Source organism: Peribacillus sp. R9-11 (assembly GCF_031345095.1).
Lineage (GTDB): Bacteria > Bacillota > Bacilli > Bacillales > DSM-1321 > Peribacillus > Peribacillus butanolivorans.
In genome coordinates, this window is sequence record NZ_CP133763.1 from 4,798,730 (window position 1) to 4,815,989 (window position 17,260).

The window sequence follows — 17,260 nt, forward strand, 5'->3', positions numbered from 1 at the left end:
ATTTTTTTGAGGGGAAGCTTTTAATGAAGAAAAATCAAGTTTTAATCGGTGCACTTTTATGTTTGACAGCCAGTATTTCTTGGGGAGCCATGTTTCCAGTTGCAGAAAGGGCACTAAGATATATTGATCCTATTTATTTCTCTTTTCTGCGATATTTAGCTGTTAGCATAATTTTAGGGATATTGCTTTTAATTAAAGAGGGAAAGAAGTCTTTTTGCTTGGAAGGTAAAGGAAAGAATTTATTGTTTTTTGGAACGATGGCGTTTACAGTATACAATTTTCTCATTTTCTCAGGTCAAGACTTACTGGGCCATAACGGGGTAATTGTTGCTTCCATCATGGAATCATTAATGCCTATGATTTCAATTATGATAATGTGGGTTTTCAAAAATGCAAGACCCATGAAATATACCATCGCCAGTATGCTCCTTGCCTTAATAGGGGCCATTCTTGTTATTACCAATGGAAACTTATCATTCCTATTTTTATTGAAAGACAGCATCATTCCTATCCTTTTCATTCTTATTGGGGTTATAGGATGGGTTATATATACGATGGGCGGCAACCAGTTTAGTGGATGGTCAACACTCCGCTATTCGACTTTAACGTGCATTTTAGGAACATCTGTATCAGGAATCATAACATTCTTTGCAACTGTACTGGGCCTGTCCGTCCCTACAGCAGAGGTTATTGAATCCATTTATGGTGAGATGATTTTTATGATTATTTTCCCCGGTGCCATAGCACTATTAAGCTGGAATTTAGGTATTAAACTTTTAACTCCCATTAATGGAATTCTATTTATCAATGTAGTTCCGATAACCACGTTAGTCATTGTTTTTATCCAAGGGGGATCACTTACATCATTCGAATTACTGGGAACTTTTTTAGTGATATATGCATTGATTCAAAACAATTATTATCAAAGAAAAAACTTGCCTTCCCAAGTTGAAGAATTGAATCCAAGGAAAGTAAAAAGAATCGCTTAATTATAAAGGTACAAAACATCAATTGGGAGGACAACAATGGATTACTTATCGCTTATGATAATCTTTGGATTAGCTGTACTATGGGAATTGGCAACGATTAATAAGAATGTGAAAAAAATGAATAAGCAAAATGCAGAATTAATTAATCTATATAATGATAGAAGTAAAAGAAATCAGTAATAATCAAAAATAGACTTTTGCCAGTGCCTGTAAGCAAAAGCACACGAATAATATGCAAAAAAGCCTATCATTTAGAGGCTTTTTTGCACTTTGGTTTGATATAAAATGGTTTATCTACTGTCTCATGACCGTACTATTCACCAAGTTTCTTCCGTATATCCGCTGCTACATTCTTCAACGCCTTTTTGGATCCTCTTTCAAGGTCCCGCTTCAATTTCCTTTCTTTGTAACTGACAAATAAAGAATTCAGGTCATAGCCTTCAGGATATAAATCGCTGGTTTTTATTTCAAGCTCCATTCTATTAACGTGAACTTCTATGAATGTATCTTCGAAAAGCACAACTACATTATTGTAAGAATCCATTTTTTTATATACAATGCCATAACCATTCAGTTCAGTTAACTTTACCTTGTCTCCAACTTCAAATTCATACAATGCTTCCTTTGGAACCGCCGCTACTTTCGGTTTTTTGATTTTACCTTCTTGGATACGGTTCAAGTCATAGTCTTTATTCTCGATATAAAGCTTTGCCTTTTGCAAAACCTTTTCGCGCACATCCATTTTTTTTGCTATCCAAAGGGCGTTACTTTCCCCGGATTGACCGATCAAAAGCTTATACTTTGGCTCTAGTGTTTCACTATTGAACTGCATGGCAGCATTCATAAAATCACTGTGTATTTCCGAATAGCGTTTAATTTCACCATAATGGGTTGTTGCAACTGTTATGCAGCCCATTTGATAAAATTCCTCGAGTATTGCAATAGCTAGAGCTGCGCCTTCATTCGGTTCCGTCCCGCTCCCTATTTCATCGAATAACAGCAATGAATTATTGGTTAATGCACTCATGATTTCTGAGATGTTTTTCATATGCGATGAAAAAGTACTGAGTGCATTTTCAATACTTTGGTTATCACCAATATCGACAAATACTTGATCAAAGACTGCCAGTTCCGTTCCCTCTTTTCCGGCAACATGAAACCCTGACATAACAGCCAATGTAAGGATACCGATTGTTTTCAGGACCACTGTTTTACCACCGGCATTAGGGCCTGTAATAATTAGACTGCGATAGTCCTTACCTATCTCAAAATCCAAAGGTACGCTATTTTGGGGTAAAAGAGGATGTTTACAACCTTTTAACTGAATATAACCATGATTATTTATTTTCGGTTCAATGGCATCCATGCTTTTACTGAACTTTGCTTTTGCGAAAATCATGTCGTATTGACTGATTAGTTCTATATTTATTTTTATTGGTTTCAGTTCCTCGTAAATCGTGCCGGATAGAGTTGCTAAAAGTTGATACACTTCCATCGATTCTTCAGCTTTTAAACTCGCTAATTCTACATTTAATTTGGTCACAGATGCTGGTTCAATGAACACTGTTGCCCCTTTAGATGATACTTCCACGATTGTTCCAGCCACTTGATTTTTATAAGAAGCTTTAATCGGGATCGTAAAGCGATCATCTTTTTTACTGATAAAAAACTCCTGAATGAACTCTTTGTTCGCCCCACTCTTTAAAAATTTATTTAAGCGTTCCTCTATTTTACTTTCTGTCTTAACTATTTGGTTTCGAATGCGCTTCAAATCCTTACTCGCTTCGGAAACAACCATATTTCCTTTTATAACGAATTGAATATCTTCTTCAATACTCCTGAATTCAGTCATGGAGTGAGCATAGGCATGCAATGTGGGTGCGAAGAATTCTTTATCTTTCATAAATTTCTTAATATTCCTGCAGCCTCTTAAAAAATCTGCTATTGCAACTAACTCTGATGGTTCTAAAATCATTCCTTTTTCTAGCTTTTCAATTTGGTATCCAACATTAGATATGCCTTTTAAGGGAATATGGTTTTCAGCATTCAGTAAATTCCTCGCCTCAGTCGTCTCGTTTAAACGAATTTTAACCACATTCAACTGAGTACTTGGCTGAAGCCGATCCAACAACGCTTTTCCTAAACCACTTATGCAATGTTTTTTTACCATTTCTTTCAGTTCTATATATTGTAATTTTTCATATGTCATCTTATTCATTATGATTGCCTCCTTGAATGAGTGAGAGATTAAAAATCCTTGATTCCAAAAAAATGCCCGCAAAAGTCCTCCTACCTTTACAAATGAACAGGCTGCATTGACAGCCATTCATTTGAGTAGAAAGCTCCTGCGGGCATCGGCCTTATAGATAATAAGGACCTTTATCGATAACAAAATCGGCAGGTCAAATAGACCTACTTACAACGAAAAAGCATGGCAGGACAAATCCCACCATGCTTTTCGTCGTAACACCTTTATGTTACACGATTATGGAAAAGGAAGCAGTCTTAAGGTAGGTATTTACAGTGCATATTTACACTGTAAAAAAAGGCACACTTAATGCACTGATAAACCAGTGATTAAAAAACCTTATTCAACTAAATTAGTTGATACCTACTCCCGACATAAAACACCACACCTTTTCTTAGATTGGAAAAATTATACCATATCAATAAAAAAGAGTCAATGAAATTCAATAACCATTCAGATAAAATATTTATTAGCATAAATTGGCAGCTGGATAGGAAAGCCAAATATTCAGGCCAAAAAACTGATGCAGTGCAAAACTTATCAAAAATACAATACTGGATTAAAAAGAGAAAAAACTGAGCCAACCCCACTTTACATGGTTTTTGGTATCAGTTTTTTCCCTGATTTAATGTAGAAAGGATTTATATACTAAACTAATCCTCATCACTTACTATAAGAGGGACAATTTTCCCTTCATTTACGTTGATTAATCCATGGTCAGTTATTTTTAGAGCCGGGCTGACAGGAAGCGATAAAGTGCTCAATGACATAATTACATTGTAATGTTCATATCCTAACGACTTAAGAGCATTAGTTAGATGCTGAACCTGTTCCGATACAATGTCTAATGGCTCTTCCGAAAGAATTCCTCCTACAGGGAGAGGAATCATGGAAAGGACTTTACCATCTTCTACGCAACAGACTCCGCCTTGCTTCCTTATTACTTCGTTTGCGGCAATCAGCATATCCTGCTTATTGCGACCAATCACCAATAGATTATGGTTATCATGGGAATAGGTGGTGGCGACTGCTCCCCGCTTTAAAACATCCCCTGTGATTAACCCATGCGCACGATTACCGTTTTTTCCGTATCGTTCAAATGTTGCGATTAAACCGTAAGAACTTTCTTCCCAGCATAACTTACCATCTCTTATATCAAGCATATCATGTGTCTCACTTGTAAAAGTTGAACCATTCTGCACGTTTATAATGCGGCATTTGCAGCGGTCATGCTTGTGTGAAAGTGGGACATCAAAATCGTCTTCTATAAGTGCTTCAAGCTTCACACTTTGATAAAACGCTTCAGGGAATTGTCTCTCCTTTACTACCTGCAGGTATGGCTGTGAAGATTCATAAACAAGCTCACCTTTTTTGTATACCTGTTCAATGTCAAAGGTTTCCAAGTTTGATACAAGCAGAAAATCAGCCACTTTCCCTGGTGCAATGGTACCCCGGTCATACATTCTCATCCGCTGTGCAGGTGTGTAAGTGCACGCATAAATAGCTTTTTCCGGGGACAAGCCCATTTGTATCGCTTTCTTTAATAGGACATTGAGATGTCCTATTTTTTGAAAAGAGTCAGTCATAACATCATCGGTGACAAAGCAGAAATGTTCATCTACTTGTTTTTCCTTTAAGTAATCGATAACTTCTTTAGTCATTGATTTTTCTTGAATCTCAAGAAACATTCCAGCAGCAATCCTAGCATCCATTCCTTCCACTGTTTGGTGGGTGTGATCTGAATTTACTCCGGCATATGCTATCTTTTGTAAGTCTAAATCGAGCAGTTTTGGAACATGCCCCTCTATTATTAAATCGGGATAACGAGAACGGATATGAGACAAAATCTGATTCGTTTTACAATCCGGGTCGGAAATAATCTCATAGTAGTTCATGATTTCACCCAGACATTTAATGTCTTCTGTTTGGATCAATTCATCTATGTCGCTAATTTCAATAGAACCGCCTGTTGTTTCCATCGACGTCGCAGGAACAGAACTCGGGATTGCATAAAACATATCTGCTACGCAATCTTTACTCGCTTTAATCATTTCCTTAACACCTGAAATTCCGAATATATTGGCCATTTCATGTGGTTCCGGCACGATCGTTGTCACGCCATTCTTGATTAACCCGTAGGAAAACGTGGACGGCGTTACCATCGTACTTTCAATGTGTAAATGGATATCAATCAGACCTGGAACCATATACTTACCATGCCCATCAATAATCTGATCCGGCTGGAAGGTATCTATTTCCCGATCTCCAATATAATAAAACTTCCCGTCTTTGATAGCTGCATTTCCTTTAATAAATCTTTTAAAATAGCTGTTAAAAACGTAGATATCTCTTACCAGCATATCTATTTGCATAACTTACCCTCCTAAGCTAATCAACAAGCACCATCTGGTTTCTCGGAATTTCAAGGACAATTTCCTGACCAGCACGATAAGATTCTGTCATTTCCTTGTTCACAGTGAAATCTCCTATTGGAGTTTCAACAACATATTGAAAGCTTCTTCCCAGATACGTGCTAACTTTAACTCGGCCAGATATACTATTTTCCGAAATAACTTCAGAGATATCTTTTGCCCGAATTAAAAGATCGTCCGGTCTGATAGCCCCTATTTTTCCAGATAAATTGGTCATTTGTGCGTCCTTTTGTATCACAAAGACATAACCCGACTTACTAAGTTCAATTTTATCCTCGTGATCCACGCGCTTATCAAAATCAATGAAGTTTTTAAAACCGATAAAGTCAGCGACAAATTTGGTTTCAGGATATTTGTAGATAGACGCAGGATCGCTGAGCTGCTCAATGACACCTTTATTCATAATCGCTACCTGATCAGAGATGGAGAAACATTCTTCCTGATCATGCGAAACATACACCGTTGTAATCCCCAGCTCTTGTTGGATACGGCGAATCTCAACTCTCATATTCACCCTCAAATTTGCATCAAGATTACTCAAAGGCTCGTCAAATAATAGGATATCAGGTTCAATGACGAGTGCCCTTGCAATCGCAACTCGCTGCTTTTGTCCTCCAGAAAGCTCTTGTGGATATCTCTTTTCAAATCCTTTTAGATTAACAATTTCTAGCACATTCATAACACGCTTTTCAATTTCACTTTTAGAAATCTTTCTAAGCCGAAGACCGAATGCAATATTATCGAAAATGGACAAATGCGGAAATAATGCATAGTTTTGAAACACAAAGCCAAAGTTCCGCTTGTTAACAGGTACTTTCGTATAATCCTTATCTTTAAATAAAAACTTCCCTTCGTTTGCCTGTAAAAATCCAGCAATTAAACGCAAAGTTGTTGTTTTTCCACAGCCGCTAGGGCCAAGAAGAGAAACTAGCTTTCCTTTTTCAATCTCAAGATTGAAGTCTTTTAAAATATTTTGTTTATTATAAGCTACAGAAATATCTTGTAATGTAAATAAAGCCATCCATTATTACCTCCTTATCGTTTTGTGAAATAGGACAAGCCCATTAGCCGTTCAACTATAAACATGAAGAAAGCCGTAATGATCATGAGTAATACCGAAATAGCTGAAATGGTAGGATCAAAGTAGTTCTCTACATATGTCAGCATCTGAATCGGAAACGTGCTTACCCCAGGACCTGTCATATACACTGAAATGTCTACATTATTGAAGGATTCTAAAAAGGCAATCATGACAGCTGCTAAGATTCCTGATTTTATATTCGGGAGGACCACTGTAAAAAAGGTACCCACCTTACTCGCTCCTAGACTCTCAGCCGCTTCTTCAATTGAAAAGTCAAAATTTGATAAGCTTGAAGAAATCACACGTATAATGAAAGGAAGCATTATGACTGTATGTCCAACAAACAGTGCCGCATAAATCGGTAGCTGATACGTCCCCACAATGTATCGTAAAAACGCAAAGCCCAGCACAATTCCCGGAACTAATATAGGAGAAACAAAAAATGCATTTATGATTGTTTTCCCTCTAAAATCAAATCGGCTTAATGCATAGGCAGCTGGCACTCCTAGTAAAAGAGCCAAAAGGTTGCCTGCAAGTGAAACTAGAATGGACGTTTTAAACGAAATTAAAAACATTTCCACATTAAAAATATTTTCATACCATCTTAAAGAAAATTCTTCTGGCGGGAATTTTAAAATATTGCCGCCTTCAAATGACGTAACGGATATGATAAGTAAAGGCCCTAGTAAAAAGAGAAACACCAGGAAGGTAAACAGGGCCAATCCTCGATTTTTTTCCTGCATACACCTCTACCCCTTCGGATTTAATTTTTTAGCCAAACCATTCATTATTGATATGATAAGAACAGTTACTGCGATCATTATCGTAGCGACAATTGATGCCACTTGCCATTCATTCAATGTAATGGCATTTTGATAAAGAAACGTCGAAATAACACGCTGTTTTCCACCAAGTAATGCTGGCGTTGTATACGCAGTAAAGCTCCCTACAAAAACTAGAATACTACCAATGACCAAACCTGGAACTGAAAGCGGAATAATCACTTTTGAAAATACCGCCAATCTTGAAGCACCTAAACTCTCCGCTGCTTTTAATAGATCAGTTTCGATATTTTCCATCACTCCTACCAGTGTTACAATAATCAATGGCAAAAATAAATGGACTAATCCGATAATAATAGCCGTTGGCGTGTACAAGATGTCGAGTGGTTTGTCGATCAAGCCTATACTCAGCAGCAATTTATTTATTACGCCGTTTTTACCGATAATCACCATCCAGCTAAATGATCGAACAACCGGACTTGTTAATAGTGGGAAAATTGTCAACAATAGCATGATAGCCTTTGTTCTTTTTCCTAGCTTAGAAATATAATAAGCTGCTGGAAATCCTAACAGAATACAAATAATAGTCGTGAACAGACTCACTCTAAGTGTCGTGAGCAGAATTTCAATGAAGTATCGATCTTTGAAAAAATCGAGGTACCCTTGGATAGTAAAGCCACTTTCATTAAAAAATGTCGTACCAATCGTTAAGAAGATTGGAACAATCATAAAAATCGTTAAAAAAAGAACACCTGGCAACAGCAACAGGTATAGATAACGTTTTTTCACCTCGTAACCCCCTGTTCATATTATTTATGAATTGATTATGCGAATAAACAGGTTGAAAAACGCCTCCGCATTGACGTCTAGACAAACATTTGCATTTGCTGGCTTCATCAGCCGGTTTTGAAAGTCGCAAACCATCTGCCCGTCACAAATCTCACTTCTTGTTTCTACATCCACATAGTATTCTTCACTAGTGACAAGATCTTTTTGCAAAGCAATACCTACAGCTAATGGATCATGCATAGCACACGCCCAAATATTATTACGTTCAAAATACCTTTTCCGATATTCAGACGTACTGTCTCTTATATAGTCAGCAAGTGTACTGTTTTGAATCAATTGTATATGCTCTTCTGTTAGAAGAACCTTTCTCGTGACATCAAGACCAACTTGTGTAATAGATTCGAACCCCGCTTGTAATACAATTTTGGCTGCCTCAGGGTCGACAAACGTGTTATACTCCGAGGTTGGTGTGACATTGCCAACCCCTTGTACAACTCCTCCCATAAAGATAACTTCTTTCACAAGCTTGGTAATTTGCGGACATTTTTTAACTGCCAGGGCCAAATTTGTAAGAGGTCCCGTCATGACAAGTGTTACTTCATTAGTGAAATTTAAAATGGAATTAATAATAAAGTCAGCAGCAAAGCCATCATCAGGCTGCTTGTTAACTTCAACATTCTTTAAGGCACCTCCAAGACCGTCTTCCCCATGAACTCGATGTTCAAAAAAGGAATTCCTGATAATTGGAGTATCTGCCCCCTTAATGACTGAAATTTCTTGTTCACCTAACAGATCTAGTATTTTGCATGTATTCCGTGTGGCAGTATCAAGTGATACATTCCCGTTAACTGTTGTAATGCCTAATATGTCAAATTGACGGCTTTTAACAGCAAGAATGATCCCGATTGCATCATCTATTCCTGTATCCACATCGAGAATCAATTTTTTTTTCATCGATCAAACCTCTTTTTCTTAGTGTGCAAGTTCACGATTCCAACGATCAATCCATTGTTTAGAGTTTTCATTAACAAACTTCATATCTAGTACAAATAATCTATTAACAACATCTTCTCCATACGTTAAGCCTTTTGCTTCTGTTTTAGATAGCTTAACTTCTGTGTTAACTGGAGAGTCGATCTTCGCTTTCGCTGATTTTTCCTGAACTTCATTACTTAAGATGTAATTAATAAATTCCTCAGATAATTCTTTTTGATCGCTTCCTTTTACGATATTCATCGTATTCATGACTGCGTATCCGCCTTCTTTAGGGGAAACGAACTTAGCATTAGGAACGGCTTCCTGTAAATCGCCAAAGTACATTTCCATTATTGGACCTGCAGCAATTTCACCTTGCGAGAACATGTTGACAAACTCAGATGTTTGTCCATATTCTTTAACAACATTTGGCAATACTTTTTTCATTTGACCAAAGGCTTTATCTTCATTAAACTCATTACTTCCACTGACTTTTGAAGCAGCATCTAAAAACATTGGTCCAGTTGTTGAAGTAATTGATGGAATTGTAATTTCACCTAAATCCTTACTCCAAAGATCTTTCCAAGAGGAAATTGGTTTACTCACTTCATCAGGGTTATACGCAATTCCAAATTGCGCAATTGTATAGGCTGGTCCATACTCATCGCCATTTGGAGCTTTTGCTTTGTCATAAATTTTATCAATATTCGAAATCTTGCTATGATCAATTTTTTCAAACAAACCATCATCGATTCCCTGTTGTGCATAGTAGTCGGATAGATAGATAACATCCACATCGGTGTTTTCTTGACGCACTTTGTTCAATCGATCTGCATTGTTTCCTGAATCTATTACAATTTCAACATTGTGCTCCTTTTCAAATGGTTCGTAAACTTCAGGTCGAAAGAAATCCTCAGCAAATCCCCAAGTTGAAATGACTAATTTTGTTGGCTTTTTCCCATCAGAAGTATTTTCATTTGAAGAGCATGCAGCTAAAACTATTGCAAAAACCGATAACATCATAAATGAGCTAATTATTTTTTTCATCAATTAAACCTCCGTTTTTTATATGGTTAAAGTTGCCTTTCTTACTAATATAAATGTAAAAAAAGACAATCTTAAATAGAATATAAATTCTACCCAAGATTGTCTTTTCTTTGTAAACAAAGATAAAACCTATCATTTGGTTCTTTTGTGGCGTTCCCTCCAGATAAATCCGAAGTGGAAATCCATTTATATTATTATATTATTTTTCTTTCAATACTATATTGGTAAATGCTTGTTGCGTCGCTGAGTCATAATCTCTTAGGACGGCTTCAATATCCCAATCCGTTTGCGTTTCTAACTTTTGTCTTAATTTCTTTTTATAAAGCAGTGACATATGAAAATCAACCTCCTGCTTTAGGCTAGGAACTTCTCCCTCTAAAGCTTCAGAGCGTGGGGCACGTCGATGTTTGGCCTGAAATGTAATCACATTCAGCTCAACAGTAACCTTTAGCAACGTCGTACCAAAGCCGAACAATTCCTTCGATACCTCATTATACATATGAGAAAGCAATTTCTTCGTTTCGTTAGAGTTTATCGGTAAGATGACTATCACCTGCCAAACCTGTTGTTTGAGGTAATTATATATACTTTTTGTGAATTACACAAGACAATATTCGGATTTTCAATAAAAAAAATGTTTTTTCTTCAGAAAAATAACATTTACCCACCAATACCCGAATTATACTAAAAATCATTTGGATATTTTTGTGATTTTATTTACAACTATATATCAGTATAATCACCCAAAATGTGGATTTCAGCCTTAATCATAGCGAATCTCCCTATAACATCCATACAACTACAGCTTTAAAAATTGCAGAAAACAGGGCAATTGTAGTTGTTAGTGATATGTATCATAGGGCTGTAAGTTTTCAGCATGTTTTTGTTAGCTAAACCTGACAGAAGGTCATCGATACTATTCATAATACTGGAGTTGACTCCGTTCCTTCTAAATAAGCAAAAACAGCTTTTAATTTTTAAAAAATGAATACTTTGTCATAAAAAAACTACACCTCCAATTGTTAGACGGTGTCTAACAATTGGGGTGCAGTTCCTTTTAAACTATATCCCTTATTACTGGCATAGAACGTTCTTGGAGGCTATCGGAAAGCAGACTATACGCAATTAATTTCTTCTTGTACTGTTTGACTACATCCACGTGGTCGTTGTAAATGTACACAAATAATCTAACATCCGTTTTGCCTCTTTTAGTATCAATGATTAATGGAGTCCCACCGTTCTCTGGATGCAAAAATAATTGCTCGTTCCCTGGAAATATATGATTTTTTTTCAAAAATATCGCTTTGTTAAAATAATTAATAACTTGAATCTTGTCTTCACCTTCCAAGCGTTTTCCGTCAATGGTTACGATGGCATTCGCGTCACTAAGTTCTGAATGCAGCTTAAATTTACTGATAATCCAATTCACTGCATCGGTTGGAAGACAAGTAACTAATATTTTTAACAAGGCTAAGAGAATTGTTAAAATCAAAATAGGCAATGTCATATTTCATCATCTCCGCTACGTTATAAATTAATTGTTATATCCAAGGAGCGGACAGTTTTTCTTAGAAATGACCGCTCTATTAACGTTTCACTTTTGGTGAAACGTTGTACTTAAACTAGAGACCAGTAAGTTAAGTTCACAATTTTGTCACATTTGTGAACTAATTCACAAATACTCACAAATAGTTAGTGTCATGTACATCACTCGAACAAACATGACCTTTATACAATTAAGCCTATATTTTTCTCCCGTCTTTTCATCTCCATTCTGTCAATAATCAGCAACAGTAAGTTGGTTTTAAGTTGATAATTCTATCATAATAAAATTGGATGAAATTAAACCATCCACTTGGGTGGTATTTTGACCATCCACTTTATTTTTTTTAGAAAAAATACTAATTAGTTAACCTCTGCTTCATGCTATTAATCCAAATCTTAGCCATAAATGAATTATAAACCTCAACATTTGATTATTTTTATGATTACTTTAGAAATGCTTTAAACATTTATACAAATACTTATTTATGGTATACCTTAAACAATAATTCAAGCTAATTTTATTATGAAGTAGAAGATGCCTACAGTTAATACTAGTGCAAGACCAATATAAATATAACTAAGATTCAACAAATTCCCTTTTGTAGCTGAAGAATAATTACTATCACTCTTCCCCATTAATGAAATGGTACTAACTAAGGCAACTAAACTAATGGCTACTACTAATATTACACTAATCATCATCATCATACGCCTCCAATATTATTAGTATTTATATCCTTTAACCATTTAACATTATTCTGATTCTCATTATTGATGTGTAACGTAAATATATCAGGTCTGCTGTAATGACCAACTGGATCAAAGTCAAATTGGCTGTATGCTATTTGTTTAAGGTTCAAATCACTAATTAGTATTGCTTCTTCACCATACACTGGCTCAGAGACATATTCACCAAAAGGATTAATAATTGCGCTTCCTCCCCGGCACATTTCAATAGGGGAAGTCTCTAATTCATCATAGCAGGCCAAGTCCTTGGGATACATATCCTTTGTTACGTATTGATTACATGACAAAACAAAGCACCTTCCTTCCATAGCAATATGACGAATAGTAGATTGCCAGGAGTCCCTTGAATCGGCTGTTGGAGCAATATAAAGTTGTATGCCCTGTGCATACATGGCGCTCCTTGCTAATGGCATATAATTTTCCCAACAAATAAGCGCCCCAATCTTTCCATATGGAGTATCAAAAACAGGTAAAGTGCTACCATCTCCTTCGCCCCATACAATTCTTTCTGAGGCCGTAGGTTTAAGTTTACGATGTTTTCCTAAAATCAATCCGTCCGGCCCAATAAAAAGCACTGTGCAATAGAGAGTTCCACCGCTATTCTCAGAATCCCTTTCTATTACTCCAATAACAAGATAAATATTAGCTTTACGAGCAGCTGAACATAATAAATTCGTTTCTTCCCCTGGTACAAGTATAGAATTATCCCAATAACGATACCAATCCTCTCTTCCTGATTGAGAACGGCTGCCAATTTTTGTTCCGAATGAAAGCCCTCTTGGATACGCAGGGATGAACGCTTCCGGGAAAACGACTATATTGGCTCCTTTACTTGCAGCCTCGTGAATAAGATCAATGGCTTTTTTCACACTTGCCTTTTTATCCATTATGACGGAAGCAGCCTGAACAACAGCTACTCGGACATTCTCTTTGTTCTCCATCCTTGTACCTCCTCTTCTAAAGTGCAACAATACCTTTTTTTATTTTCTTTAAAATTTGAGCCTTTAAAAATAACACAAAACATTCAGTGTATATGAATATGAAATAATTTACATACCAAAATTAAATTGTCTAGGTAGACTACTCTTAGTTTTTACGGTGTAAATGTATTAGAATGAGCCCTACTTCTCTATAATAAAAGAACGACCGATTTTATGACCATCCAATCTTGTAATATTTCCACCCTCCACTTGTTGAACTCTTTTATTAATATACATAAAAAGGGAAAAGAACCTTTGAAGGAACGGCTAAGATACCACGTCTTGTGGCACCTCTAACCTAACTCGCTTCTTTGAAAAGACAAAAAAAAGAATCATGACTTTGTCATGATTCACTCGAGAATATTTGAGCATACAGCTATAAGCTCCTTACAGCATCTGCAAATCTTTTGATCCCTTCTTGAATGGACTCCTCGTTTTCTCTCGCAAAGGTAAATCGAATATATTCCTTGTTTGTTCCCAATGTTGAACCGGGAACGTAAATGACTCCTCTTTTGATAGACTCCTCTAGTAATTGTATTTCGTTTAATTGTACTTTCAACTTACACCACAAATGAATACCACCGTTTGGCGAATAATAATCAACTTTGTTTTTTAGAAATTGTTGGAGGCTCGATACTATTGCATCCCTTCTTTTTTCTAGCTGTTCTCTTAAGTAGGTAATATGAGTTGGGAAATGATCTGAATCAAGAAAATCGTTTGCTATCCATTGAGTGAATGAGCCATGACCGAAGTCAACCTGTTGCTTAGCATCAGACAGTCTCTCTATTACTGGTTTCGGTCCTATTATCCAGCCAATTCTTAAACCAGAAGCAACAATTTTTGACAAAGAGCTTATATATAAAACATTTCCGTTGTTGTCCATCGATTTAAGAGTAGAGATTTCCTCCCCAGAAAAGGAAGTTAAACTATAAGGATCATCTTCTATAACCGGTATTCCATATTCGGATGAAATCTCTAGAATCCTTTTACGACGGTTGATATGAAGTACAGTTCCTGTTGGGTTTTGAAAAACAGGGTTCAAAAAAATCATCCTGATTCGATGTTTTTTGTGGAGTGCTAGTAAATCCTCTGGGTTGATGCCATCCTTATCAACTGGTAATAGAAAAGTTCTTAGTCCTGCGGATTGAAAAATGGGAAGGTTGTAACTGTATGAAGGATTTTCCAATACAACGGCATCTCCTGGCTTTAACAAGCATTGGATAACGAGATATATAGCTTGTTGTGCACCAGAAGTAATTAGTATGGAGGATGGATTCGTGTCAATTCTCCTATACTGTTTAACATGATTGGTAATGGTGTCCCTTAAAACCGCATTGCCCTGAGGATGATCATAACCTAAGCTACCAATAAAAGACCTATTCGAAATGATCTCACGTAAGGATTGGACTGGAAATAAGTCTTCTGATAACTCCCCACTAGCTAAGTTTATAAGGTTATGCCCTTCCGTCTCTTTACGTATTCTTTGGGTTACCGGCAAATTGGGTAAAAATGAACCAGCTTCGATATATCTATTCCAACTAGGCATACGTTTTCTGTTGATTCCCCATATATCCTTGCTGATCATTGTTCCGCTTCCTTTTTTTCGTTCAACTAACCCATTTGCTTCCAATTCATCATAAGCTGCTACAACTGTACTTCTGTTAACCCCAAGTTCATGTGCCAAGAAGCGCTCAGAAGGTAACGGCTTATCTAGTAAAAATGTTCCATCAGCAATACCACTCTCAATATAACCGGCTATTTGTTTATATAAAGGCTCCTTGGATTTTCTATCCGTTCTCCATTCCATAAGCTACACCCTTTAAAATCGTTTAGTTAAAAGCGTACTAAATCCTTATTTATTCCCTTAAGTGGAAAAACCATTTATGTCAGTATAATCCTCTATCAAGATTATTGCACGATTGGGATAGAGGTTCACAACATTTGGTGAGTTTCATCCATTTTTTCAAACTCATTGGAATTCTCTGCTAAAATAAAAACGGCCTCTATTCCTTATAGGGGAATGGAGGCTTTAGCTTATTAAGAATGATACATTCTATTAACTACGCAAACTTCCTTTCAGCCATGGGCGCTGTCGATAGGGACCGATTGGAACTTGGATGAGGCTTGTTTTTCCTAGGTGATTTTCCATCTTGTAAATTTCATCACACACGTTCACATCAAATCCGAGTAGGGGGTGACCATTCATCCCGAGTGCTGAAGCCGCTATAAGTAATCGTTGTACGAGCATACCTGCTTCCATTTGCTGGATTCGATATCCTCTATAGCCTAGTTCCGGTTTGTAGTGATCCTTATTACCCGCTACATGAAGGCAGAGCGGTATTTGCTGCAAATTCACATTATCCAGCGACATTCCGTATTGCAAAGGAATCCGATGATCTCCGGGCTGTATCTGACGTAACACATGATCCATGCTGTCATATTGATAAGCTCCATCAGGTATGTCTTCTATATTATATAAACAGCCATACAAGGAAACACGCGGATTTTGCTTTGTATCTGTTTCATCCAAATCATTTCGATAGGAAAAGGAAGCCGTCGCCTCCTGAAGAAGTGTGGCTAGTTGTGTTTGACTTACCTTTCCCAAAACGAAATCCATTTCCGGTGAAAATCGCTTTCGGCTAACCGAAGCCAAATCATACGACAATCGCTTCGTAGAGGACAGAGCGATCTCGATTCCCTCACAATTCCTACCTTTCATTGCTTTCATTGGTCGAAACGACTCTGATGACTCCATCATGGATGCTGCATTCATTTTGGTTAACATCGGATACTCTTTAATCGTCAGTGACCGAACATAGTGATTACACTGAATCGTTGTCAATTCCCTGTATAATTCTTTTGAAGAGACAAGCCCGCCTGTGTTGCCTACATTTGCAAACGAGTGAATCGGTTCCACAGATAAAGGAATCACCGCATACGTGCTCTCTTCTTCTTCGGATAACCCAAGCAAATGATTGATGGCACGATCTAAAAATTGGAAGTATACCATGGATGTAAAGCCAAACCGTTTTGCCACTTCTAGCAACTGTCCAATCAGCACTCCAGCATCCAATCCTTGCAGACGGTATGAAAAATTATTGTATTTATAGAAATTTTTCCAAAACATGGTCGACACAAAAACAGTGCCAAAACAGGATGAGATGTCACACCGATTCCCAAGAGCCTGTTCTAAATATTCATCAAAATTTCCTTCGCGCAACAACACCAATCGATGATGTGCCACATCATAATGGTACACACCTACAGGCAACTCCTCCATCTTCAAATACACGTATAATTCGTTTGGATACAACGCTCCTCCTGAAGGAGCAAAACGCCGAAAGGATTGCATGAGATCCGCCTGATCTGCAGAACCCAAAGTCTGACTTACTTGTGTAAGTCCGAATACATACCAGAGAAAATGACCGATTCTATCGCAATCAGGGTTCGAAGGCGTTGCCCCTTCTTCAAGCGTCAGCGGCATCTCCATGGATAAAGGAAACACCGGTCTATCACGGTAGAGCTTATACGTAAGCGGTGCATCATTCCAATCCACCACCCAATCTGGTGGACTTGCCTTCTCAACGTCAAAATGTAGATTGTGAAGAAATGTGTCTAGACTCATCCTCCTGCCTCCTAGTCACC

General features: G+C 37.1%; 14 protein-coding genes. 2 read left to right on the top strand and 12 right to left on the bottom strand.

Features of this window, described 5'->3' with window-relative positions; genetic code table 11:
* Window positions 1-23: 23 nt before the first annotated feature.
* Window positions 24-989, top strand: a complete 966-nt coding sequence (locus tag RE409_RS23275; RefSeq protein WP_201186693.1) for a DMT family transporter — start codon at window positions 24-26, stop codon at window positions 987-989.
* 36 nt (window positions 990-1,025) lie between these two features.
* Window positions 1,026-1,169, top strand: a complete 144-nt coding sequence (locus RE409_RS23280; protein ID WP_309558147.1) for a YrzO family protein — start codon at window positions 1,026-1,028, stop codon at window positions 1,167-1,169.
* 133 nt (window positions 1,170-1,302) lie between these two features.
* Here the strand turns inward: RE409_RS23280 and RE409_RS23285 are convergent, their stop codons facing one another.
* The 12 genes from RE409_RS23285 to RE409_RS23340 form a co-directional block, all read right to left on the bottom strand.
* Window positions 1,303-3,207 (bottom strand): endonuclease MutS2, encoded by a 1,905-nt coding sequence (locus RE409_RS23285; protein WP_309558148.1) that lies wholly within the window; start codon window positions 3,205-3,207, stop codon window positions 1,303-1,305.
* A gap of 683 nt (window positions 3,208-3,890) precedes the next feature.
* Window positions 3,891-5,609 (bottom strand): adenine deaminase C-terminal domain-containing protein, encoded by a 1,719-nt coding sequence (locus tag RE409_RS23290; protein ID WP_309558149.1) that lies wholly within the window; start codon window positions 5,607-5,609, stop codon window positions 3,891-3,893.
* 16 nt (window positions 5,610-5,625) lie between these two features.
* The gene (locus tag RE409_RS23295; protein WP_201250393.1) at window positions 5,626-6,690 is read right to left on the bottom strand and encodes an ABC transporter ATP-binding protein; all 1,065 of its coding nucleotides are present in this window, start codon (window positions 6,688-6,690) and stop codon (window positions 5,626-5,628) included.
* Window positions 6,691-6,704: 14 nt separating this feature from the next.
* On the bottom strand, window positions 6,705-7,493 hold the full coding sequence (locus RE409_RS23300; RefSeq protein WP_201186702.1) for an ABC transporter permease: 789 nt from the start codon (window positions 7,491-7,493) through the stop codon (window positions 6,705-6,707).
* A 6-nt stretch (window positions 7,494-7,499) separates the two neighbouring features.
* Complete coding sequence (locus RE409_RS23305) at window positions 7,500-8,321, bottom strand: ABC transporter permease (protein WP_056520065.1); 822 nt, start codon at window positions 8,319-8,321, stop codon at window positions 7,500-7,502.
* 24 nt (window positions 8,322-8,345) lie between these two features.
* Window positions 8,346-9,275, bottom strand: coding sequence for a nucleoside hydrolase (locus RE409_RS23310; RefSeq protein ID WP_309558150.1), 930 nt, complete (start codon window positions 9,273-9,275; stop codon window positions 8,346-8,348).
* Window positions 9,276-9,293: 18 nt separating this feature from the next.
* Window positions 9,294-10,343, bottom strand: coding sequence for an ABC transporter substrate-binding protein (locus RE409_RS23315; RefSeq protein WP_201186706.1), 1,050 nt, complete (start codon window positions 10,341-10,343; stop codon window positions 9,294-9,296).
* A 199-nt stretch (window positions 10,344-10,542) separates the two neighbouring features.
* Complete coding sequence (locus tag RE409_RS23320) at window positions 10,543-10,842, bottom strand: DUF2294 domain-containing protein (protein WP_397444137.1); 300 nt, start codon at window positions 10,840-10,842, stop codon at window positions 10,543-10,545.
* A 558-nt stretch (window positions 10,843-11,400) separates the two neighbouring features.
* Window positions 11,401-11,850, bottom strand: coding sequence for a YfmQ family protein (locus RE409_RS23325; RefSeq protein WP_201223027.1), 450 nt, complete (start codon window positions 11,848-11,850; stop codon window positions 11,401-11,403).
* 742 nt (window positions 11,851-12,592) lie between these two features.
* Window positions 12,593-13,576 (bottom strand): carbon-nitrogen hydrolase family protein, encoded by a 984-nt coding sequence (locus RE409_RS23330; protein ID WP_201186712.1) that lies wholly within the window; start codon window positions 13,574-13,576, stop codon window positions 12,593-12,595.
* A gap of 415 nt (window positions 13,577-13,991) precedes the next feature.
* On the bottom strand, window positions 13,992-15,422 hold the full coding sequence (locus RE409_RS23335; protein ID WP_201223023.1) for a MocR-like pyridoxine biosynthesis transcription factor PdxR: 1,431 nt from the start codon (window positions 15,420-15,422) through the stop codon (window positions 13,992-13,994).
* 249 nt (window positions 15,423-15,671) lie between these two features.
* Window positions 15,672-17,240: a SagB family peptide dehydrogenase gene (locus RE409_RS23340; RefSeq protein WP_309558151.1), complete on the bottom strand. Its 1,569-nt coding sequence runs from the start codon at window positions 17,238-17,240 to the stop codon at window positions 15,672-15,674.
* Between the last annotated feature and the right edge of the window lie 20 nt (window positions 17,241-17,260).